The sequence below is a fragment of the Novosphingobium sp. Chol11 genome, assembly GCF_900218065.1.
Lineage (GTDB): Bacteria > Pseudomonadota > Alphaproteobacteria > Sphingomonadales > Sphingomonadaceae > Sphingobium > Sphingobium agri.
This window is the reverse complement of sequence record NZ_OBMU01000001.1, coordinates 394,453-415,885: the sequence shown is the minus strand read 5'-3', so window position 1 is coordinate 415,885 and position 21,433 is coordinate 394,453. Positions and strand designations below refer to the sequence as shown.

21 protein-coding genes are annotated in these 21,433 nt (G+C 62.5%); 7 read left to right on the top strand and 14 right to left on the bottom strand.

The window, feature by feature from the left end; genetic code table 11:
- Positions 1–81: 81 nt before the first annotated feature.
- From NCHOL11_RS02005 to NCHOL11_RS01980, 6 genes are all read right to left on the bottom strand, one after another.
- Positions 82–798, bottom strand: coding sequence for a Crp/Fnr family transcriptional regulator (locus NCHOL11_RS02005; RefSeq protein ID WP_097090835.1), 717 nt, complete (start codon positions 796–798; stop codon positions 82–84).
- Positions 770–1,051 (bottom strand): DUF6894 family protein, encoded by a 282-nt coding sequence (locus NCHOL11_RS02000; protein ID WP_097090834.1) that lies wholly within the window; start codon positions 1,049–1,051, stop codon positions 770–772. The genes NCHOL11_RS02005 and NCHOL11_RS02000 overlap by 29 nt, the downstream gene beginning before the upstream one ends.
- 94 nt (positions 1,052–1,145) lie before the next feature.
- On the bottom strand, positions 1,146–1,637 hold the full coding sequence (locus tag NCHOL11_RS01995) for an energy transducer TonB family protein (protein WP_097090833.1): 492 nt from the start codon (positions 1,635–1,637) through the stop codon (positions 1,146–1,148).
- A gap of 296 nt (positions 1,638–1,933) precedes the next feature.
- Positions 1,934–3,553, bottom strand: coding sequence for an NAD(P)/FAD-dependent oxidoreductase (locus NCHOL11_RS01990; protein WP_097090832.1), 1,620 nt, complete (start codon positions 3,551–3,553; stop codon positions 1,934–1,936).
- A 65-nt stretch (positions 3,554–3,618) separates the two neighbouring features.
- Positions 3,619–5,613, bottom strand: a complete 1,995-nt coding sequence (locus tag NCHOL11_RS01985) for a TonB-dependent receptor family protein (protein WP_441339464.1) — start codon at positions 5,611–5,613, stop codon at positions 3,619–3,621.
- A gap of 111 nt (positions 5,614–5,724) precedes the next feature.
- Positions 5,725–6,135 carry a hypothetical protein gene (locus NCHOL11_RS01980; RefSeq protein WP_097090830.1) on the bottom strand — a complete coding sequence of 137 codons (411 nt, stop codon included), beginning with the start codon at positions 6,133–6,135 and terminating at the stop codon, positions 5,725–5,727.
- A gap of 97 nt (positions 6,136–6,232) precedes the next feature.
- Here NCHOL11_RS01980 and NCHOL11_RS01975 point away from each other — a divergent pair, with 97 nt between their 5' ends.
- The 3 genes from NCHOL11_RS01975 to NCHOL11_RS01965 all read left to right on the top strand — a co-directional run bounded on the left by NCHOL11_RS01975 (position 6,233) and on the right by NCHOL11_RS01965 (position 9,678).
- Positions 6,233–6,643: a MerR family transcriptional regulator gene (locus NCHOL11_RS01975; RefSeq protein ID WP_097090829.1), complete on the top strand. Its 411-nt coding sequence runs from the start codon at positions 6,233–6,235 to the stop codon at positions 6,641–6,643.
- A gap of 39 nt (positions 6,644–6,682) precedes the next feature.
- Positions 6,683–8,485, top strand: a complete 1,803-nt coding sequence (locus NCHOL11_RS01970; RefSeq protein ID WP_097090828.1) for an acyl-CoA dehydrogenase C-terminal domain-containing protein — start codon at positions 6,683–6,685, stop codon at positions 8,483–8,485.
- Between the two features lie 107 nt (positions 8,486–8,592).
- A complete protein-coding gene (locus NCHOL11_RS01965; RefSeq protein ID WP_097090827.1) occupies positions 8,593–9,678 on the top strand; it encodes an alpha/beta hydrolase fold domain-containing protein in 1,086 nt (361 codons plus the stop codon).
- A 75-nt stretch (positions 9,679–9,753) separates the two neighbouring features.
- On the opposite strand, the gene dnaJ is transcribed toward NCHOL11_RS01965, so the two are convergent.
- Entirely contained in the window at positions 9,754–10,884 is a 1,131-nt protein-coding gene (gene dnaJ, locus NCHOL11_RS01960; protein ID WP_097090826.1) for a molecular chaperone DnaJ, read from the bottom strand.
- 137 nt (positions 10,885–11,021) lie between these two features.
- On the bottom strand, positions 11,022–12,920 hold the full coding sequence (dnaK, locus tag NCHOL11_RS01955) for a molecular chaperone DnaK (protein WP_097092660.1): 1,899 nt from the start codon (positions 12,918–12,920) through the stop codon (positions 11,022–11,024).
- 174 nt (positions 12,921–13,094) lie between these two features.
- On the opposite strand from dnaK, the gene NCHOL11_RS01950 reads away from it, so the two are divergent.
- From NCHOL11_RS01950 to NCHOL11_RS01940, 3 genes are read left to right on the top strand one after another with little or no spacing between them, the layout of a single operon-like run.
- The gene (locus NCHOL11_RS01950; protein WP_097090825.1) at positions 13,095–13,559 is read left to right on the top strand and encodes a copper chaperone PCu(A)C; all 465 of its coding nucleotides are present in this window, start codon (positions 13,095–13,097) and stop codon (positions 13,557–13,559) included.
- Positions 13,556–14,020: a vgr related protein gene (locus NCHOL11_RS01945; protein ID WP_097090824.1), complete on the top strand. Its 465-nt coding sequence runs from the start codon at positions 13,556–13,558 to the stop codon at positions 14,018–14,020. The genes NCHOL11_RS01950 and NCHOL11_RS01945 overlap by 4 nt, the downstream gene beginning before the upstream one ends.
- 27 nt (positions 14,021–14,047) lie before the next feature.
- Positions 14,048–14,407 carry a hypothetical protein gene (locus tag NCHOL11_RS01940; protein ID WP_097090823.1) on the top strand — a complete coding sequence of 120 codons (360 nt, stop codon included), beginning with the start codon at positions 14,048–14,050 and terminating at the stop codon, positions 14,405–14,407.
- Positions 14,408–14,410: 3 nt separating this feature from the next.
- Here NCHOL11_RS01940 and NCHOL11_RS01935 read toward each other — a convergent pair whose 3' ends face one another.
- Complete coding sequence (locus NCHOL11_RS01935; protein ID WP_097090822.1) at positions 14,411–15,415, bottom strand: S66 peptidase family protein; 1,005 nt, start codon at positions 15,413–15,415, stop codon at positions 14,411–14,413.
- A gap of 26 nt (positions 15,416–15,441) precedes the next feature.
- Positions 15,442–15,885: a cupin domain-containing protein gene (locus NCHOL11_RS01930; protein WP_097090821.1), complete on the bottom strand. Its 444-nt coding sequence runs from the start codon at positions 15,883–15,885 to the stop codon at positions 15,442–15,444.
- A 50-nt stretch (positions 15,886–15,935) separates the two neighbouring features.
- Here NCHOL11_RS01930 and dapE point away from each other — a divergent pair, with 50 nt between their 5' ends.
- A complete protein-coding gene (dapE, locus tag NCHOL11_RS01925) occupies positions 15,936–17,078 on the top strand; it encodes a succinyl-diaminopimelate desuccinylase (protein ID WP_097090820.1) in 1,143 nt (380 codons plus the stop codon).
- A gap of 3 nt (positions 17,079–17,081) precedes the next feature.
- On the opposite strand, the gene NCHOL11_RS01920 is transcribed toward dapE, so the two are convergent.
- From NCHOL11_RS01920 to NCHOL11_RS01905, 4 genes are all read right to left on the bottom strand, one after another.
- Positions 17,082–18,758 carry a putative bifunctional diguanylate cyclase/phosphodiesterase gene (locus NCHOL11_RS01920; RefSeq protein ID WP_097090819.1) on the bottom strand — a complete coding sequence of 559 codons (1,677 nt, stop codon included), beginning with the start codon at positions 18,756–18,758 and terminating at the stop codon, positions 17,082–17,084.
- 98 nt (positions 18,759–18,856) lie between these two features.
- Positions 18,857–19,390, bottom strand: a complete 534-nt coding sequence (locus NCHOL11_RS01915; RefSeq protein WP_097090818.1) for a Smr/MutS family protein — start codon at positions 19,388–19,390, stop codon at positions 18,857–18,859.
- Between the two features lie 12 nt (positions 19,391–19,402).
- The gene (mltA, locus tag NCHOL11_RS01910; protein WP_097090817.1) at positions 19,403–20,656 is read right to left on the bottom strand and encodes a murein transglycosylase A; all 1,254 of its coding nucleotides are present in this window, start codon (positions 20,654–20,656) and stop codon (positions 19,403–19,405) included.
- Positions 20,653–21,309 carry a Tim44/TimA family putative adaptor protein gene (locus NCHOL11_RS01905; protein WP_097090816.1) on the bottom strand — a complete coding sequence of 219 codons (657 nt, stop codon included), beginning with the start codon at positions 21,307–21,309 and terminating at the stop codon, positions 20,653–20,655. The genes mltA and NCHOL11_RS01905 overlap by 4 nt, the downstream gene beginning before the upstream one ends.
- Between the last annotated feature and the right edge of the window lie 124 nt (positions 21,310–21,433).

Here is a 21,433-nt window from a genome sequence, read left to right as displayed (position 1 = left end):
TCCTCACATCCGACATATAGTCATCACATAAGTCCACACCTTATCTGGCGTGAAATCAACCACTTCCTGAACCATTCAGGATCATAGCGGGTCAGGATCAAGGTACAGATAGCGTTCGTCAAAGCCGGCGAGGGACTTCAAGCCCTCAAGATCCACAATCTGCGCTTCCCCCCGCTGATAGTTCAAAAGCCGCTGCTCCCGCAAAAGACGCAGCGTGCGATTCACATGAACGGGCGTCATACCCAGGCTATCGGCGAGTTGCGATTGGCTCATCCCGAGATTGAAGCGGGCACTTTCAACACCCACGACCTGCAGCCGGACCTGCAGTTCGCAAAACAGCGCCGCCAGCCTTCCAGCTGCGGATCTTTGTCCCAATGACAGTTCCCATTCGCGATTCATGGAGGCGTCCAGATTGGTGCTGAACCAATATAATCGCCCCAATCGCGGCCATTGTTCGATCAGTTGGCGGATATGCTCATGAGGCACCAGGGCCACGACACAGTCCGTCACCGTCATCACATCATGTTCAAGGCGCTTCAATGTAAAGCCGTGCAGGTCGACAAAATCGCCGGCGATATGGATTTGCGTGATCTGCCGCTTGCCGTCGGCGAGGTCCTTGAAGCGGCACATGACACCTTCAAGGAGCAAGGTGCTGGCTTCCAAAAGCTCCCCTTCGTGAACGATGGTGCTGTTGCGCGCCACTCTCTTGCCTGGAGGTACGATGGCCCGGATCGCAGCCTCTTCCTCACTGGAGAGCGGATGGCGGAACCTAAGTTTGGCGAGATGCGCCGCTATCATCGCGGTCTCCTGGGTCGAGCCGGAGACACACGGCCTCCCTGAAGGTCACTCGCCCGATTTCTATACCAGCTTCGTTCCTTATATCGATCCAGCCGGTAAGATCGACCATGCCCTTCAGCACTTCTTCGCTCAGGATGGAGCGGATACTCCTTATAGCCACATCACGGGCATCCTCTTCATCAGCTAGTTCGCGGCCCTCCTTGTCGCTGGTGAAGCCGGTGCCATTGTGAAGATCAAAGTGAAGGCGGCGCATGGCAGGGGAACGCCGCCCTCACCGGTAAGTTTCACGGATCACTTGAGAAGTGTTGCAGGAGCGCCGCCACTTCTGGAAGCCACCTCCTCTTCGATCAACGCGCTGCCAGAAGGATTGGACGCTCGCCTGAAGCGTCAGCCAAATGTTCGGAGCGCAGGCTGTTCAGCATCGTATCCCTTTCCCGCGCGTCATTGGCGACGATGACCCAGGCTTCAAACTTTGATCCTGGCCGCACTTCCTGGGGTAAAGGATAAAGCGATCCCATCGAGCGGATAGCCCGCATCGATATGCGATCGACATTCCGCGATGTGGAAGAGCCTGCTAGAGAGATATTTTCCGGCCGCCCCTGTTCTCCAAGGCGAAACTGGACACGGGAGTAACCGGTCGATGCTGCATCCCGATAAAGAGATGTTGCTTGACGGATGCTCCGAGACAATCTCGACGCTGTGCGGTCCGTCCACTTTTCATAGCTTATCGCGCTCTTGTCGGGTGCAACGACGGTGAGTTGCCCACCCTGTTTCGCATCGGCGGCAATCGGCATAGGCAGGCAGACGCATAACGCCGCCATCACAGGCTTGGCATACATAGAGGCCTCCTCTGTTTATCTATCGATTTTACTGAAAAGCCACTGCGGCAGCGTCATACCGGCCGAGAGCAGCAACAGCCTTATATGGCAAAGCCGAGCGGTAGGGTAATAAATTAACGCCAGCGATGTCATGGGCCTATGATTATTTCATATGACCTTCATGTTCGCGTCATATTCGAACTTAACTGCTGCATCTATGTCCGGATACGAAAACCTGCGCCTAAGCCAGCATAAGGGTTGGATTTTCGCGATTTCCCCCACGGCAAGGCTATGGCGAATCACTTTGAAGGGCGCATTTAATTGGTGATTGCCAACCCGATGGCTTCGCCGACCTTGATGCCATCAATCGCAGCGGACAATATCCCACCCGCATAGCCAGCGCCTTCACCCGCAGGGTAGAGTCCAGCGACGTTCAAGCTTTGAAGATCTTTCCCCCGCGTAACTCGGATTGGGGAGGAAGTGCGCGTTTCCACCCCTGTCATAACGGCATCGGGATGGTCGTAATTGGCGATCTGTCGGCCAAAGATAGGCAAGGCCTCACGAAAGGCCTCGGTCACGAAATCGGGGAGGCAGGATGACAAGTCCGTCATCTTCACGCCCGGCTTGTAGGAAGGAACAACTTCCCCCAGCGCCGTGGATGGCCGCCGCGCGAGGAAGTCACCCACCTTCTGTCCCGGCGCCCAGTAGGAAGAGCCGCCCGCAATGAACGCTTGGCTTTCCCAATGCCGCTGAAGATCGATACCAGCCAGCGGACTACCGGGGTAGTCACGTGCGGGATCGATACCGACGACTAAACCGGAGTTGGCATTGAACTCGGCCCGGCTATACTGGCTCATGCCATTGGTGACCACGCGGCCTTCTTCGGATGTTGCCGCAACTACGCGGCCGCCGGGGCACATGCAAAAGCTGTAGACGGTGCGGCCATTCTCGCAATGGTGCGCCAGGCTATAGGCCGCCGCGCCCAACAGCGGATGGCCCGCGCAATTGCCGTAACGCGCGCGATCGATCCAGCTTTGCGGATGTTCGATCCGCACTCCGATCGAAAAAGGTTTCGCCTCGATATGCACGCCGCGCCGGTGCAGCATTTCGAATGTCGGGCGGGCGCTGTGCCCTACCGCAAGCACAACATGGTCGGCCTCGATGAAGCTGCCGTCGGATAGATACAACCCGCGCAGCCGCTGCGTCCCGTCGGATCGCCGCTCCAGTTCCAGGTCATCGACCTTGTGCTGCCAGCGATACTCGCCGCCCAACTCCTCAATCTGGCGGCGCATGTTTTCGACCATCGAGACCAGCCGAAATGTCCCGATGTGCGGATGCGCTTCGGTGAGAATATCTTCAGGCGCACCAGCCGCCACAAACTCTTCCAGCACCTTTCGGCCGAGAAACCGGGGATCTTTCACCCGGCAGTAGAGCTTGCCGTCAGAAAAGGTGCCCGCGCCGCCTTCACCGAATTGCACGTTGCTGTCAGGGTTCAGCTCGGCCCTTCGCCACAAACCCCAAGTATCCTTGGTCCTCTCACGCACCACCTTGCCGCGATCGAGGATGATGGGCCGGAAACCCATCTGCGCCAGGATCAATCCGGCGAAGAGACCGCAGGGGCCTGCACCGACCACGACCGGCCTCTTGCCCGACCATCCTTGCGGCGCATGGGCGACGAAACGATAATCTGTATCCGGTCGTCGGCGCACGTCATGATCATGGGCGAGCCGCTCAAGCACCTCCGCCTCATCGGCGAGCGTGACATCGACGGTATAGACCAGCTGGATCGCATTCTTGCGCCGGGCGTCATTGCCCCGGCGCACGATCATGTGACGCAAAAGGTCCGATGCCTCTATCCCCAGCCGCGCACAAATTGCGGCGGGCATCGCGTCGGCCGGATGGTCGAGGGGCAGCTTAAGGCCGGAGAGGCGCAACATGGCGCCGCCTCTAGCCGCATTTGCCGCCCCGCTCCACCCCCTCATGAGGATAGGCCGACACCTTTTCAGAGACGCGCGCGCAGCCCGGCATAGATGGCACGTCGCTCAATGGGGTAGAAGGCGACACTGGCTTCGTTCGCCGCTGTCAGCGGATTGTCCCGCTTGTAGTTGACGAGCGCTCCTATGTCGCCGATCGCTCGCTTGCCCGTCAGGTTGCGGGCGTCGATGAAGAGGCTGACAGCTTTCGTCAGTTGCGCCTGCGCCCCGAGGTTGAACGTGGCATAGCCATCGACCCGCTCGCTGTTGGCATAATCCACCCAGGCGCCCTGCGGCACCCATTCGATGACCGGAGCAATGCTGGCACGATCCGTCCCCAACCTCAGTTCGGCCCGGTAGAAATGGCGCGGCACGACGGGGAGGCGATTGTTGCCAAACTGCGCGTCGCCCCGGAATCGGAAATCGCTATATTGATAAACCTGCCGCAACGCCGTCCAAGGCGATATCTTCAACTCTAGCGCTGCCTCCACACCCTGATGCCGCGTCCGGCCCGCGTTGAAGGTGGCAGCCGGGATAACGCCCGGCTGAACATTATATTGAAGCAATTCGCCCTTCAGGTCCGCACGGTAGATGCTTAGATCCCACCGCGCCGGACCCAAGCTGCCGCGCGTGCCTATTTCCGCCGTCCAGGCCCGTTGCGCATCAAGCGGCGTGAAGCCAGGCAATGCCACTCCGCCCGAACCGACCGCTGTTTGCCCCAATTCGATGAAGCCCGGGAGTTCCACCGACCGGCTATAATTGGCGTAGAACTGCGTCGCTTGAGACGGTTCAAACAACAGCCCGAATTTTGGAGCGAAACTATCAAACTCCGCCTCCCCGCTACGTGCAGGGGCAAGGCGGTTGTCAAGTCGCCGTTCGCCATGCGTGTAGACGCCTCCTGCGATCAGCCATAATTCCCGAACGGGCGCTATCCTCGCTTCCGCATAGCTGTTAATCGTCTGAGCACGCGCCTTCTGGATGGAGGTGGGAACACCTGCCTTACCATTGATGTTCACGAACTGCCGGAAGTCGCCATGACCAAAGCGCGCCTGCGTGCCGAGCGTGATTCCGACCGGAAGCCCTCGTATGTCGCCCGCCAATTCCAGGCTCGCGAACAGCCCGCGGTCTTCGGATTTCTGATCCACCACCTGGTAGATGGGATGATCCAGCGCCTTCGCGTTGAAATAGGCGCCAAATGCAAATTGTCCGCCGTCCAGCTGCACCGTGGTCCGGTTTTGAAAGCGGATCGAATCGATGTTCCTCGCCTGATCCCCTGCGAAATTACCGCGCGCCGGATCGTTCAGAGCATCCACTTCGGTCAATGCGCCCGACAACTTCTGCCTTATCGACTGTGCGCTGACGTAGAAGCGGGTTTCCACACGCTCTCTGAGCTTGATCCCGACATTGCCGTTGAAGCGCAACGCTCGCCTCTCACCATGAGCGCGGTCACCATCCGACCGGTCGGCGGTAATTGCTGCCCAGGCATCTCCACGGTCATCCGCATAGCCATAGGCGGCCTTGGCCCGGAGCGTATCAAAAGAACCGCCATCGACGCGCAGTTCAGCCCCAGACGCTGTCCGCCCGGTCGGCGTCACTACGTTGATCGCGCCGCCCAGCGTCGATCCACCAAGCCGCAGAGCATTGCCGCCGCGATACACCTCCAGATGCTGGAAAACCTGCGGGTCCAGTTCCTGAAAGTCCCCATTGTCATCGGCCATGTTGATGGGAATGCCATCCTGCAACAGGGTCAAGCCGCGCATATGGAAGCCTCGCGAAAGGCCAGAGCCGCGGATCGAAATCCGAACCTCCTGCCCGAAGCGGGGCTGCGTGTAGACGCCAGCCGAAAAGGCGAGCGCGTCGCGCAGCGAGACGGCCAGCTTGTCCTCGAAATTCTTGGCAGTGACGATATCGGCGCCGCCAGCGGTACGGCTGATATTGGCGGCGGCATCCTCAGGGGTCGAGGCAGCCGTAACAACGATGCGGCTTTGATCGCCCGCCTCATCAGCCAGGGCGGGTACGGACATCAGAGAACAGGCAAGTGCGCACAGCGAAACGCTGCGCAAAGCGGTAGGTGCAGACATGAATTCATCCTCATGAAAAATCGTGCCGCGCTCCGCGCGGCATAAGCGGCATTGTCAGGAGGATTGAGGGGGACCGGATGATGGAGGCGGGGGCGCCGCAAGCCTGGCGATCAGCCCGGTTTTGAGGGCGAAGGCGATGGGCCCGAAAATTGTCTGCCAAGCTGGCAGAGGCAGATCGGCCAATAGCAAAGGCGGCACCATCGGCTGCACGGATGCGGCGAAAGCGCAATGCTGCTGAACGGGGCCGCCCTCATCGGGTGAATGATGCACCTTGCCGGGCGCCTCTTCGCGATCCACCATGACGCGGACGGCGCCCTGACCGGTGCAGAGCGTCACCATCACGCCGTGCGAGGTCCGTACCGGCATGAAACCGGCAGGCGTGACGAGCTGGATCGCGAGGACAAGCAGCCCCAACGCAGCCAAAAGGCCCCGCGCAAGTTCTGATCGTCTGATCGCCCCCATCATCGGAAGCCGCTTAGCTCCCCCAGCCCACCCTGTCATCAGGCCAAATCGTCCCAGATCACACTTGACGTTAACGTAAAGCTCTCCTAGCTAAGGCGCCATGGACCAGCGCAGCAGCATCGCGGGCATTGAGCTGCCCGATCACAAGGAACGGCAAAGCTACACGATAACCGACCTGTCCGAGGAGTTCGGCGTCACCGCGCGCGCGCTCCGCTTCTATGAGGATGAAGGACTGATCGCACCCGAGCGCCAAGGTTTGGCGCGCATCTATTCCCGCCGCGACCGCGCCCGCCTCGCCTGGATCCTCCGCGGCAAGAGGGTCGGCTTCAGCCTGGCCGACATTCGCGAGATGATCGACCTTTACGACGCGGATGAAGAACATGAGGAGCAGCGGCGGGTCACGGTCGCCAAATGCAAGGCGCGTATCGAACTGCTCACCCGCCAAAAAAGCGATATCGACGCCGCAATCGCGGAACTGTCGGACTTCGTAACCGCTCTCGACAGGCCCTGACACTTCGCCCTGCCAAGAAAAGAAACATCGGAGAAGATCATGCTCAGCTATTCAGCGCCCATCCGCGAAACCCGTTTCGTCCTCGACCATGTGGTAGGGCTTGAACGCTACGCAAACCTGCCGGGCTTTGAAAGCGCGACGCCGGATCTTGTCGACGCGATCCTGGCGGAAGGGGGCAAGATCGCGAAGGAGGTGCTCTTCCCGCTCAACGCGGTCGGCGACAAGGAAGGCTGCGTCCGCCATCCCGATGGCAGCGTGACCACGCCTCCCGGCTTCAAGGAGGCGTTCGACACCTATGTCGAGGGCGGCTGGACCACGCTGCATGCGCCTGTGGAATATGGCGGACAAGGCTTGCCCAACGTCGTCGCATCCGCGGTCGGGGAATATGTGCTTTCGGCCAATCACAGTTTCGAAATGTATCACGGCCTGACGAGCGGAGCTGTCTCCGCCTTGCTCGCGAAAGGCAGCGAAGAACAGAAGCAGAAATATATCCCCAACATGGTGTCGGGCAAATGGACTGGCACGATGAACCTGACCGAGCCGCATGCGGGCACGGACCTGGGCCTGATCAAGACCAAGGCGGTGAAGCAGGATGACGGCAGCTATTCGATCACCGGCACGAAAATCTTCATTTCGTCGGGCGAGCAGGACCTCACGGAGAATATCATCCACCTGGTCCTCGCCAAGACACCCGATGCGCCGGAAGGCAGCAAGGGCATTTCGCTCTTCGTCGTTCCCAAGGTTCTGGTGAATGATGACGGCTCTTTGGGTGAGCGTAATGCGGTCTCCTGCGGGTCACTGGAACATAAGATGGGCATCCACGGCAACGCGACCTGCGTCATGAATTATGACGGAGCGAAAGGCTGGATCGTGGGCGAGGAGAATAAGGGCCTTGCCGCCATGTTCATCATGATGAATGCCGCGCGGATGTGGGTCGGCATGCAGGGGCTGGGACAGGCCGAGGTCGCTTTCCAGAACGCAGTCCATTATGCTCGCGACCGGCGGCAGGGTCGGGCGCTGACCGGGCCGCAGGACAAGGATGAGAAAGCCGACACTCTCTTCGTCCATCCCGACGTGCGCCGTATGCTGATGGAAGCCAAGGCACTGACGGAGGGACTGCGCGCGCTGATGCTCTGGGGTGCGCTTCAGGTCGATCTGGCGCATCATGCCGCGACGGATGAGGAGCGACAGACCGCTGACGATCTGGTCCAGCTGTTGACCCCCGTGCTGAAAGGCTATGGCACCGACAAGGGCTTTGACGTTGCGGTCATGTGCCAGCAGGTTTTCGGCGGTCATGGCTACATCTGGGAGAATGGCGCAGAACAATATGTGCGCGATGCTCGCATAGCCCAGATTTACGAGGGCACTAATGGCGTTCAGGCGATGGATCTTGTCGGCCGCAAGCTGCCCATGAACGGCGGCAGGGCGTTGCAGGCTTTCCTGAAGATCGTCGCTGACGAGGTAGCTGAAGCGAAAGGCAATGCGCGGCTGGCGGGGGTGGCGGAAGCGCTGGAGAAAGCGAGCGGACAGCTAGGCGCGGCGACCATGTGGCTGATGCAGAACGCGATGCAGAACCCCGACAATGCCGGGGCTGGCGCGGTGCATTACATGCACATATTGGGGATTGTCTCGACCGGCCTGATGTGGCTGCGCATGGCGAAGGCGGCGGCTGAGTTGCTGGAGGCGGGCGAAGGCGATGCGCGCTTTTTGGAAGCGAAGCTGGTGACGGCGCGGTTTTTTGCGGAACGGGTCATGCCGGATGCCGGGGCGTTGCGGCGCAAGATCGAGGGCGGGGCGGAAAGCTTGATGGCGATCGATCCGGACATGTTCCTGGCGGCTTGAGGGTGAAGCTGAAATTGATTTAAAGAATGAAGTAGCGAGAAAACGCTTTCCCGACGTATAATAGCACGGTATCGTTCTATTGTGAGCTGGCGATCAGGGCGGGGGAGATGGCGATGCGTCATGTGAAGAAGCTTGCGGGGCTGCTGGCGCTGTGCGCTGTACAGGGCACCGGTTTCACCCAGACGCCGCCTGCCAAGCCGAACCCGATCGAAACTGATGGGACGGTGAACGTCCCCGCATTCCGCCTTCCCCCGTCCGTCTATCTGAGCGAGGAGGCGAAGAAGGCGCTTCCACGGCGTCCGTTGGATGCCAACGATATGCTCACCCAGCTGATCGAAAAGAAGCGCGTTCCCGCGACCCGGGAGATGATGACGCGCGGCGCGGCTTCGATGATCCGCAAGCTGGCGGAGGAATATCGGGTCAACTATCGCGAGGTCACGGTTGGCGGCGTCCACGGCTATCTGATCACGCCTGACAAGCGGAGCGGCCGGGGCAAGAATGGCAACATCCTGATCAACCTTCCCGGCGGCGGCTTCATCGTGGCGAACGCTGCAGCAGGCGGATTGCAGGAATCCATCCCCTTGGCGAGCCGGACCGGATTTGAGGTTCTGACGATCGACTACCGGCAGGCGCCCGAAGCTGTCTTCCCGGCGGCGAGCGAGGATGTGGCGGCGGTCTATCGGGAATTGCTCAAGACGCGCAAGGCTTCGCAGATCGGCATTTTCGGCAGTTCGGCCGGTGGGCTGCTGACAGCCCAGGCGATCGCCTGGTTCCAGCATGTGAAGCTGCCCGCGCCCGGCGCGGCGGGGATATTCTGCGCGTCGGCGGATGCGCGATGGGCGGGCGACAGCTGGTACACATTCAAGCCCATGCAGGGCCTGACCACGCCCGCAACGCTCGACGAGCGTTTCTATTATGGCAATCACGACCTGCTCGACCCGCTCATGTCGCCGATCATGTCGAGCGACACGCTGCGCTATTTCCCGGCTACCTTATTGGTGACCTCGATGCGCGCGGGCGAAGTCAGCGCTGCGGTCAACACCCATCGCGAATTGATCAAGGCGAAGGTGAAGGCCGACCTGCATGTCTGGGACGGGCTGGACCATTGTTTCTTCGCCAACCGAAATCTGCCCGAGGCGCAGGAGGCGCTGGATGTGATGACGGAGTTCTTCCAGAAGAACCTGCGGAAATAATCACCCTTCGACAAAAGGAAAGCCGGGGACGGCCTTTCCGCACCCGGCTTCATGCATTGGCAGCAGCGAAGCGCCTTATTCTCCCCACAGCTCCTTGAGCTTGCTGAAGAAGCCGGTCGACTGCGGACATTCCTCGCCGGTTTCGGTTTCCCGGAAGGCTTCCAGCAATTCCTTCTGCTTGGCGGTCAAGCGAGTGGGCGTTTCGACATCGACCTGGATGACGAGATCGCCCTGCCCCCGCCCGTTCAGCACCGGCATGCCCGCGCCGCGCTGGCGGATCTGCTTGCCGGACTGAATGCCGCTCGGGATCTTGATCTCATGCCGCTGACCGTCGAGGCCGGGCACTTCGATGCAGCCGCCAAGCGCCGCCGTGGTGAAGCTGACGGGCGCGCGGCAGAAAAGGGTCGTGCCGTCCCGTTCGAACAGGGAATGCCGCTTCACATGCAGGAAGATGTAGAGGTCGCCAGCAGGAGCGCCCCGCGCGCCCGCCTCGCCTTCGCCGGACAGACGGATGCGGGTGCCTTCGTCGACGCCCGCCGGGATGTTGACGGACAGCGTCTTGGGCTTGTCCACGCGTCCTTCGCCGCGACAGGTGCGGCAGGGGCTTTCGATGACCTGGCCTGCGCCATGACAGCCGGGACAGGTGCGCTCGACCACGAAGAAGCCCTGCTGCGCCCGCACTTGGCCATGACCGCCGCACGTGCCGCAGGTCTTGACCCCGGTGCCGGGCTGCGCGCCCGATCCATCGCAGCTTTCGCAAGGGGCGGAGACTTCGATCTCGATCTCGGTCTTCTTGCCATGATAGGCTTCGTCGAGCGTGATCTCCATGTCATAGCGCAGGTCCGCGCCGCGCCGCTGCGTCTGACGACCCCCGCCACCAAAGCCGCTCTGGCCGAAGATCGTTTCGAATATGTCGCCGAGATCGGAAAAGCCGCCCGCGCCACGGCCATTGAAGCCACCACCGCCATTCTGGGCATTGGTGTAGGCCGCATGGCCATAACGGTCGTAAGCGGCGCGCTTCTGCGGGTCTTTCAGACATTCATAGGCTTCGGAGACCGCCTTGAACTTGGCCTCGCTGTCGGTGCACCCGCCAGTGCGATCCGGATGATATTTCATCGCGAGCTTGCGATAGGCGCTCTTTATCGCGTTCCCATCAGCTGTGCGCTCGACTTCGAGCAGTTCGTAATAATCCACTTCGGTACTCATTAAAAAGCCCTCTCCCCTTCAGGGGAGAGGGTTGGGAGAGGGGCAATGCGGAACGTTAGATATCCTGTTGCCATCGCCACCTCTTCTAACCCCCTCTCCCCGGCCCTCTCCCCTGAAGGGGAGAGGGAGGGGGTCTGTTACGCCTTGTTGTCGTCGACTTCCGAAAATTCAGCGTCGACGACATCGTCATCAGCCTTGGGCGCTTCGGCACCCGGAGCCGCGGCCTGGGCCTGCTCCTTTTCGTAGATCGCCTGGCCAAGCTTCATCGCGACCTGGGCGAGTTCCTGCGCCTTGGCCTTCATCGCTTCAGCGTCGCCACCCTCGACAGCCGACTTGGTCGCGGCGATCGCGGTTTCGATTTCGGACTTGAGGCTTGGCTCCACCTTGTCGCCATGCTCATTGAGCTGCTGTTCGGTGGTGTGGATCAGGCTTTCGGCGTTGTTCTTCGCCTCTGCGCCTTCACGCCGCTTCTTGTCCTCTTCGGCGAAGCGTTCGGCGTCCTTGACCATCTGATCGATGTCGGCGTCGGACAGGCCGCCCGAAGCCTGGATGCGGATCTGCTGTTCCTTGCCCGTACCCTTGTCCTTGGCATGGACGTTGACGAGGCCGTTGGCGTCGATGTCGAAGGTGACTTCGATCTGCGGCACGCCACGCGGCGCGGGCGGGATGCCAACCAGGTCGAACTGGCCGAGCAGCTTGTTGTCCGCCGCCATTTCACGTTCGCCCTGGAACACGCGGATCGTCACCGCCTGCTGATTGTCGTCAGCAGTCGAGTAAACCTGGCTCTTCTTGGCGGGGATCGTCGTGTTACGGTCGATCATGCGGGTGAACACGCCGCCCAGCGTCTCGATGCCGAGGGAGAGCGGAGTGACGTCGAGCAGCAGCACGTCCTTGACGTCGCCCTGAAGCACGCCCGCCTGGATCGCCGCGCCCATGGCGACGACTTCGTCCGGGTTGACGCCGGTGTGCGGTTCCTTGCCGAAGAACTCCTTCACGGCCTCGCGCACCTTGGGCATGCGGGTCATGCCGCCGACGAGGACGACTTCGCTAATCTCGCTCGCGGAGATGCCAGCGTCCGCCATCGCCTTCTTGCAGGGCTCCATGGTGCGCTTGATGAGGTCGGTCACCAGACGCTCCAGATCGGCGCGGGTGATGTTCTTCACCAGATGCTTGGGGCCATTCTGGTCAGCGGTGATGAAGGGCAGGTTGACTTCGGTCGACTGGGCCGAGGACAGTTCGATCTTCGCCTTTTCAGCCGCTTCCTTCAGACGCTGGAGCGCCAGCTTGTCCTTGGTGAGGTCGATGCCCTCATCCTTCTTGAAGCCTTCGGCCAGATATTCGACCAGCTTGGCGTCGAAATCTTCGCCGCCCAGGAAGGTGTCGCCGTTGGTGGACTTCACTTCGAACACGCCATCGCCGATTTCGAGGATCGAGATGTCGAAGGTGCCGCCGCCAAGGTCATAGACCGCGATCGTCTTGCCGTCCTGCTTCTCAAGGCCATAGGCGAGCGCCGCCGCCGTAGGCTCGTTGATGATGCGCAGCACTTCCAGGCCCGCGATCTGGCCGGCGTCCTTGGTCGCCTGACGCTGGGCATCGTTGAAGTAAGCCGGGACGGTGATGACCGCCTGCGTGACTGTTTCGCCGAGATAGCTTTCGGCGGTTTCCTTCATCTTCTGAAGGGTGAAGGCGGAAATCTGCGAAGGCGAATAATCCTTGCCGCCCGCCTGGACCCATGCGTCGCCATTGCCGCCCTTCACGATGTGATAGGGGACAAGCTCCATGTCCTTCTTGGTGGTCGGATCGTCGAAGCGGCGGCCGATCAGGCGCTTCACCGCGAAAATCGTATTGTCAGGATTGGTGACGGCCTGACGCTTGGCGGGCTGGCCGATCAGGCGCTCGCCATCCTTGGTGAAGGCCACGATCGACGGCGTGGTGCGCGCGCCTTCCGCATTTTCGATCACCTTGGGCTTGCCGCCGTCCATCACAGCCACGCAGCTGTTGGTGGTGCCAAGGTCAATGCCGATTACTTTTCCCATCTTGTCCTCTTCAAACCCCAAATCATATCAGCGGTTGACGGCCCCATACCTCACGAAAGCGCCAAGGCAAGGCCGTTTGCGGATGGGATATAGGCGCGATCTTCCTTGGCACAAGAAGCGCGGACGATTACCGTAACAACCGACCGGAAACGAGACAGTCACGAAAGTTCCCCGATGCGCGCACCCTTGTCCCTTTTTGCCTTGGCTACTCCCTTTGCACTTGCGGCCTGCGGCGATCCTGCCCCGACCTATATAGATCAGGCCTGGGTGCGGCTCAGCCCCAACAAGGATACGCCTTCGGCCGGTTATTTTGTCGCCCATGGCGGCGATACGGCGACGCAGTTGCGCGGCGTGCTGACCGATTATGCGCTCAAGGTCGAGATGCATGAGAGCATGGATCATGGCGGCACGATGAAGATGCAGAAGATCGACGCCGTCGACATTCCCGCCAAGTCGAAGGTCGCGTTCGCGCCTGGCGGCAAGCATCTGATGATCTGGGGCATCAACGACACGGCGGTCAGCCGCGGCAAGATGAGCTTTACCTTCCTCCTTGCCAATGGCGATCGCCTGCTGGTGGATGCCGTGATCCAGAAGCCCGGAGCGCCCGCCCCGAAGGCCGGGGAGCCCGCCGAGCATTGACCAGCCGGAGCCTGACGCCGGGAGAGGTGGCGCTCGCCCGATCGGTGTTCGGCGACGCGATCGCCTATGACCGGGTGCGGGCGCATAATCGCAAATGGTGGCCCTTCCAGCCTGCTCGGGTCACCATGTCGCCCGATGGCGATATCTGGTTCAACCCCAGGAGCGGCCTGTTTTGCGATGATTTTTGCGAGTCGGCGCTTCACCTGCAGGGGCATTTCATCCACGAAATGACCCATGTCTGGCAGGCGCAAAGGGGCGGCAAATGGTATCTGCCGCTGATGCGCCACCCCTTTTGCCGCTATGGCTACGACATCGTGCCGGGGCGGCCGTTCGAGCGCTATGGGCTTGAGCAACAGGCGGAGATCGTGCGCCATGCCTTCCTGATGCGCCGGGGTGCGCGGGTGGAGGGAAAGCCGCCTTTGCCGGTTTATGAAGAGCTGATCCCCTTCGTCCGCGCCTGAGCGATGAACATCTGCTAAGCTATCCGCATGCGGCTGCTCACCCCCCTCATGCCCCTGGCGGCTTTCTTCGCGACACCGGCGCTGGCGGAGACTGCGCCTGCGGAACGGGCCGGTCATTATTATTTGCGTGGGGTGATGGAGACGGGGTCGGAGCTGATGCTTCGGCCGGACGGGCGCTTTCAATGGTATCTCGTCTATGGCGCGCTTGATCTGTTTGCCGAAGGGCGCTGGCAGGAGGCGGATGGCACGGTCCGGCTGGTGGCGGAGCCGACGAAGGATGTGCCGCAGCCTGGGTTCAAGACGCTGACCTTGACGATCAGGGGCAAGGAACTGGTGCCGCCGGACGGGCGCGGGGCTTATGCCCGCCCTGCGGAACAGGCGGAGTGAGCTTTAGCTGACGGCTGGTTCGAGCAGGCGGATGCTGCCCGCATCGGCATCGATTTCGGCCCGCACGCCGAGCGGCAGGCTGAACTGGTTCGCCACATGGCCGATGGCGGCGCCCTGGAATGCGGGGATGCCGAGGGGCCGCAGATGTTGCTCAAGCACTTGCGACAGGGTGAAGCCGCCATAGGAGGGGCCTGTCGCGCCGCAGCTGGTGCACTGGCCGAACACCAGCCCGGCCAGCTTGCGCAACACGCCCGCGAGCGACAATTGGGTCAGCATCCGGTCGATCCGGTATGGCGCTTCGTCCACATCCTCCAGGAACAGGATGGCGCCTGTGAAATCGGGGAGCCAGCCTGTTCCCATGAGCGCCGTCAGCACGGTGAGGTTGCCGCCCAGCAACCGGCCGCTCGCCCGCCCGCTGCCGAATGTGCGGATGCGACCGCCCAGCGGAACCAGCCGATCCTCTTTCGCCTGCGGGTTGGTCAACAGGGGCGTGGCGCCGTCAAAGGCGATCGCCCGGAACGCCTCCCAGCTGAAGCGCGGCCAGCTGCTGGCGGCGTTCGGGCCGTGAATCGTGGTAAAGCCCGCGCGTGCGGCGAAGGCCATGTGCAAGGCGGTGATGTCGCTGAACCCTATCAGCAGCTTGGGGTTGGCGCGGATGGTGGTGAAATCGAGATAGGGCAGGATGCGCGCGCAGCCCCAGCCGCCGCGCACGGCGAAGACGGCCTTTACCTCGCGGTCGGCGAACATCGCGTTCAGATCGGCGGCGCGGTCTTCATCCTTGCCCGCGAGATAGCCGTGGCGGTCGAGCAAGTGCCGGGCGGGCCTGGGCTTGAGGCCCATCGCTACGATCGTTTCCTGCACCACATCCAGATCGAACAGGTCGTCGGTGAAGCCCGCCGGTTCCACAAGGCCGACGACGTCGCCAGGGCGCAAGCGCGGCGCCTTTACGCGTTCAGGCGGGGGCGCTTTCGCCGCCATCACGGCAGCCCCCATGCCCGCTAGCATCATCCGCCTGTCGAACGCTGGACAGCCGCTCAAAAGGCGCTCCCATCCTTGCGCTGATAGCCTCCCCCCGACCATCGAAGGTCGATGTCGGGATAGTGCGCATCCCCCTTCGGCACGCGCCCGAAGGCGAGGAATTCGCAATCGCCGTCACTTTCGTTGACGAGATGATGGCCATTGGGCTCGCCCTTGGGGAAGGCGGCCATGTCGCCTGCCTGCATGGCGAAGCGGCCTTCATCCTCGATCAGCACGGCGTTCCCGCTCAGCATGACGACGAATTCATCCTCATCTTCATGCCAGTGACGCTGTGACGAAGCGGCGCCGGGTTTCAGCACCACATGGCTGACGCCGAAGTCCGCAAGGCCGGAGCCCGGACCCAGTCTTCGCACCCATCGCCCCTCCACCACAACTGCATAGGGATCGGGATAGCCGGTCCTGTTGGTCTGTTCCATGGCTGCAAGATCGATCTTGGGCATGATCCTTTCCTCCGCTGGCAAAGGCGCTCGGCTTTCGCTAACGCAGCGCCATGAGCATGACCAGCACCAATGCCGATGTAGTGGACATAGCGCGCAAGCTGATTGCCTGCCCTTCGGTGACGCCCGCCCGGGGTGAAGTCTTCGCGGTCCTTGAAGCGATGCTGGCGCCGATGGGCTTCACCGTCGATCGCTTTGTCACCGGAGAAGCGCCCGACGGGCCGGTGGAAAACCTGCTTGCCTGGCGGACGACGGGCGCGGGCCCGCACTTCGCTTTCGCGGGGCATCTGGACGTGGTGCCGCCGGGCGACGGCTGGACCAGCGATCCCTTCACGCCGGAGCTCCGCGGCGACCTTCTCCATGGCCGTGGCGCGGTCGACATGAAAGGGTCTATCGCCGCCTTTGTCGCTGCTCTTGCCAGCGTTCCCGATGATGTGCCGGGGACCGTCAGCCTCATCATCACCGGCGATGAGGAAGGCCCGGCGGTTTACGGCACGCTGGCGCTGATGGACCGCATGGCAGCGCACGGATTGCGGCCCGACCTCTGTCTGGTCGGCGAGCCGACTTCCTCCCAGCGGCTGGGCGACGTCATCAAGGTCGGTCGGCGCGGCTCGGTCAACATGTGGATAAAGGTGGACGGCGTGCAGGGGCATGTCGCTTATCCGCACCTGGCCGACAATCCGGTTCCGCGCCTCGTCCGCATCCTCGCGGCGATCGATGCTGTGGTGCTGGATGAGGGCACGGACTGGTTCCAGCCGAGCAATATCGAGATCACGGATCTGGAGGTGGGGAATCCCGCCACCAATGTCATCCCAGCGGCCGCCCATGCCCGCATTTCCATCCGCTTCAACGACCAGCATAGCGGCGCGCAACTGATCGAGCGGATCAGCGCGATTGCGGCGACCGAGGGCGGTATCGTCACCGCGAAGATCAGCGGCGAGCCGTTCTTGACGGAACCAGGCGCGCTATCCAGCCTTGTGGCGGGCGCGATCAAGGACGTGACGGGGGTCGAGGCGGAGCTTTCCACCACCGGCGGCACATCGGACGCGCGTTTCCTCTCCCGCCTGTGCCCGGTGGTGGAGTTCGGGCTGAACAATGCAACGATGCACAAGCTGGATGAGGCCGTGGCGGTGCAGGACCTTGAGGACCTGACCCGGATCTACGCCCTCGTCATCCGGAGCGCACTGGCGGCCTGATCGTCAAACGGTGCGGCGCTGGCCTAGCGGTGAAAGGGCGAAGCGGGACAGATAGTCCTGCTCGCTCATCGGACGGGCGAAATGATAGCCCTGGAACAGGGTGCAGCCGATGACGCGCAGCATTTCCATCTGCGCTTCGGATTCGACGCCTTCGACCACGACTTCCATCCCCAGCCCCTGGATGAGGCCGACGACGGCGCTGCAGATCGTGCGCGCTTCCGCCGAAATGGCGATGTCGCGCACCAGACTGCGGTCGATCTTGACGCGATCGACGGGGAGTTCCTTCAGGCGCGAGAGGTTCGAATAGCCGGTTCCGAAATCGTCGATGGCGATCCGCACGCCTTCGTCGCGCAAGGCCTTCAACTGGCCAAGCACACGGCTGTCCATCTCCATCGCCAGCGACTCGGATATTTCCAGCTCCAGCATCTGCGGGGGCGTTTGATGCGCGGCCATGGCGTGCCGCAGGCGCAGGAAGAAATCCGCCTGCGACAATTCCCTTGAGGAGATGTTGACCGCGATACGCTGGCCGATGTCGGCCTTAGACCAGCGTGCCGCGGTCTCGCACACCCGGCCCATGACCCAGTCACCCAGCGCCACGATCGCGCCGCTTTCCTCCGCTACGGGCACGAAGAAGCCCGCCATGACCATGTCGCGTTCGGGATGGGCCCAGCGGATCAGCGCCTCCGCCGTGACGATCCGGCCGCTGGTGGCCTCGACCTGAGGCTGGAACTCCAGAATGAACTCATCCCGCTGCAAGGCCAGCAGCAAGTCCCTTTCCAGCTCGGCGCGATCGGCGGCTTCCAGCGCCAGTTCGGCGGTGAACATCTCTGCCCGGTTCCGCCCTTCATGCTTGGCATGATACATGGCGATGTCCGCCGAACGCAGCAATGCGGACAGGGTGTCGCCATGGTCGGGATAGCAGGCGATGCCGATCGATGCGCCCAGTTCGATATGCTGGCTGCCAAGGTCGAAACGCTCGCTGAGCGCGAACTGGATCGCGCGCGCGATGCGGATGGCCGATTCGCGGCCGGGCAGTTGAGGGAAGAACATCGTGAATTCGTCACCTGCCAAGCGCCCGATGACGGCATCGCTGATCCCGGCGCTGACCTGCGCCATGACGACTTCGCGCAGGCGGCCCGCGACACGCGCAAGCAACTGGTCGCCCGCCGCATGGCCCAGCGTGTCATTGACGCCCTTGAACCCATCGAGGTCAATGAAGAACAAGGCAGCCGCAGCCACGTCGTCGCGCTCCGCCAGCAGCCTCTCGACTTGCCGGCAGAAGCTCGTGCGATTCGCAAGGCCAGTCACCTGATCGAACAGGGCGAGCGTCTGAACATGGTCGAGATTGGTGCGCACCTGACTGAACAGGCTGGTCATCGCAACCGACAGGTCAGGCAATTCTGCCACGATTTCGGGCGGCACGGGCGATTGCAGGTCGCCATGGGCGGCAGCGACCAGTCTTTCCGTCGCCCTGTCGATCGCGCTGGCGGCCGCGACGACAGCCTGGCGGGCCGATGCCCAGCTCATCGTGCCGCACAAAATGGCTACGATCAGCGATCGGCCTATGCCCAGGATATCGGTCGCCTGCCCCTGCCCCAGCACGAGCGACAGGATGAACACCAGCGCCCCCGCGGCGCAGGCGAAGGCGGTGGCGCGGCTTTTCAATGTCACGCCCTGCATGTGCCTCCCGCCCAGAGCGTAGCTCGACAATGAGCCACGGATGGGCTGGTTATGGCCAATGCTGGTTAAGAAAAGGTCATTGGCGCGCGTCGCACCGGCTATTTTTTGCGCCGCAATATGATGTAGATGGCGCCCGTGCCGCCATGCCGTGGATGGGCCTGACGGACGCTGGCGATACGGTCCGCATAGGCGCTTGTTTCAAGCCAATGGCCGATCTCTCCGCGAATTGCGCCGCGCCGGGATTGCTGGCTGGAAGCTGAAAGTTTCGGCGGCTTGCCGGTGATGATCAGCAGGATCCGGTGATCGCGCGCCAATGCCGATGACAGCGCCTGATTGAGCCTGGCATGCGCGCTCGACAGGCTGTGTCCGTGCAGGTCGACCGTCATGTCCGGCATCAACGTACCGCTGCGGATGCGGCGTTCCCAGCTTGTGTCGAGCATGGCTGCCGGAGCGCGGACGGATGGGGCATCGACTGGCCGGGGGGAAAGCGGGGTCGCGCTTCGACCAGTGGAGATCGCAACGGGCCGCTCGGTGAGGGCCTCAGGTCGCGGGCGCGGACGGAGTGGCCTCACGGACTGCGTCAGGGTGTTCCAGATTGCCTGTTCGTCTGAAGACAGATGCCGCCGGGCCATCGCCAGCCACGCTTATTGCTGTGCGAGACGCGCCGCCGATCCGATCGGCAACAGGATCAATGCGCTGCCGCGTGCCGACATGCCGCCCGCTATTTCCCGGGCTCGCGTGCCTGCTCCCCAAAAGCTGTCGAAACGGTTGGCGCCCTTGATGGCGCCGCCGGTATCCTGCGCGATCCAGATGCCATTGGGCTCCGCACGATCGAGGGACAGCAGCACGGGCGCGCCGAGGGGAACATAGCGGGGATCGGCGGCCACCGTCGCTTCTGCCGTCACCGGCACGCCCAGCGCGCCCAGCGGTCCGGCTCCCGTCAACTCCCGGAAGAAGACGAAGCTTTTATTCTCGTTCATGATCTGCGCACCCTCCGCGGGATTGGCGCGCAGCCATGCCATGATATCCTGCATCGACCCGGCCTGGATCAGTCCACGATCCTTCATGAGCTTGCCGATCCCGGTGTAATCGCGGCCATTCTGCCCATCATAGCCGATCCGCATGACCCCGCCGCCGGGCAGCAGCAGCCGTCCGCTTCCCTGCACCTGGAGGAAGAAGAATTCGACGGGATCGGCGGCCCAGGCAAGTTCCAGACCCCGGCCTGCCAGAGAGCCCGCCACGATCTGCGCGCGCTCGTCAAAGGGTACGAAGTTGGTCCCCTGCACCTTGCCGCGAATGGTCTTGCCCTTCAGGCTGTCGCTGAACAGGCCGAGATTGACGTCGATCAGGTCCGGCGGGCGGCGATAGATCGGCACCTCATAGCCGGGCTGCCGGACGCGCGATCCGGAGATTTCCGGCTCATAATAGCCGGTGACGAAGGCCGTGCCGGAGCCGACCTGCACCGCTTCGAAATAGCGGGAGAAAAATTCATTGGCGCTCGCTTCGGGCCAGCTGGAGGCGGCGGCGCACGCGCTGTTCCAGTCCGATCCCTGGGTCAGGCCGCTCTGGTCCGTGCGCTTCATCAGCGAGGGGCAGGAAATCCGGAATGCCTCGAGCGCCTTGCGCGCACGATCGCCGGGCTGGATCAGGGACGTGACATCGGGCCCGCGCGTTATGCCTGCGGCGAGAGCATTTTCCGTCGTTGCGGCGGGCGGTGCCGGCGTGGCTGTCGGCAGAGTGGGGCGTGGGGTCGCCGGGACCGGCTGCGCCGCGACGTCCGATCCGCGTACCGGGCCGGATGGAGCCGGGCCTGACGCGCCAGGCGGAATGACACCGCCCGCGCACGCCGACAGCAGCAGCGCCGCAAAGGTCGCCGCCCACGCATGCCGGAAGCTCATGCAGCCTCGTCGGTTTCGCTGAGCTTCCAGTTGGGATCGGTGCTGCGCAGGTCGCGCGTGAAGGTCCAGATATCGTTGGTGCTGACCGCGTCGGTGAGCGACCCGGCGACGACATTGCCGTCCTTGTCCCTGGTCACGGCCGCAATGTCCGCTTCGAACCGCAGCGACACTTCGGCGATGCGCCCGTTCACATGGGCGCCCACGATCTGCGCCTTGTCGATGCGCACCAGCCGGTTGTCGAGCACATGACCCGCCGCCTCCCGCTGCGCAATCGCCTCTTCGAACGAGGTCAGCACGTCCGTGTCGCACAGCCATTCCAGCTCCGACCGGTCGCCGCGCCAGAAGGCTTCGAGCACCATCTTGTATGCCGCCTTCGCGCCATCCACGAATTGCGGCACGTCGAAGGTCCGGTCCGCCGCGATCAGCGCGCGCACGCCCGCTTCGCCACCCGGCGCGATCAAGCCGTCCGCCAGACGAACCGAATCGCCGGGCATGTCCGATACCGGACGCGGCTGAAGCACGGTGACCTTCGCTCTTTCCTCCGCTGGGCGCAGCGCAGGCTCCTGCTCATGCCCTGTCCGCTTTCCCAGCACGGAATAGAGCCGCAGCGCCAGGAAACCGGCGATGAGCGCGAGGATGACGATTACATACACGGGCCGAGGCACCCTTTAGTTTAGATCTGAAACCACAACGCAGCCAACATAGGCATGTTTCCGCCCATATTCAAATGGCGCCTTTCGGCAGGCGGCATTGCCCTGCCCGGCCGCCCCTGCTAAG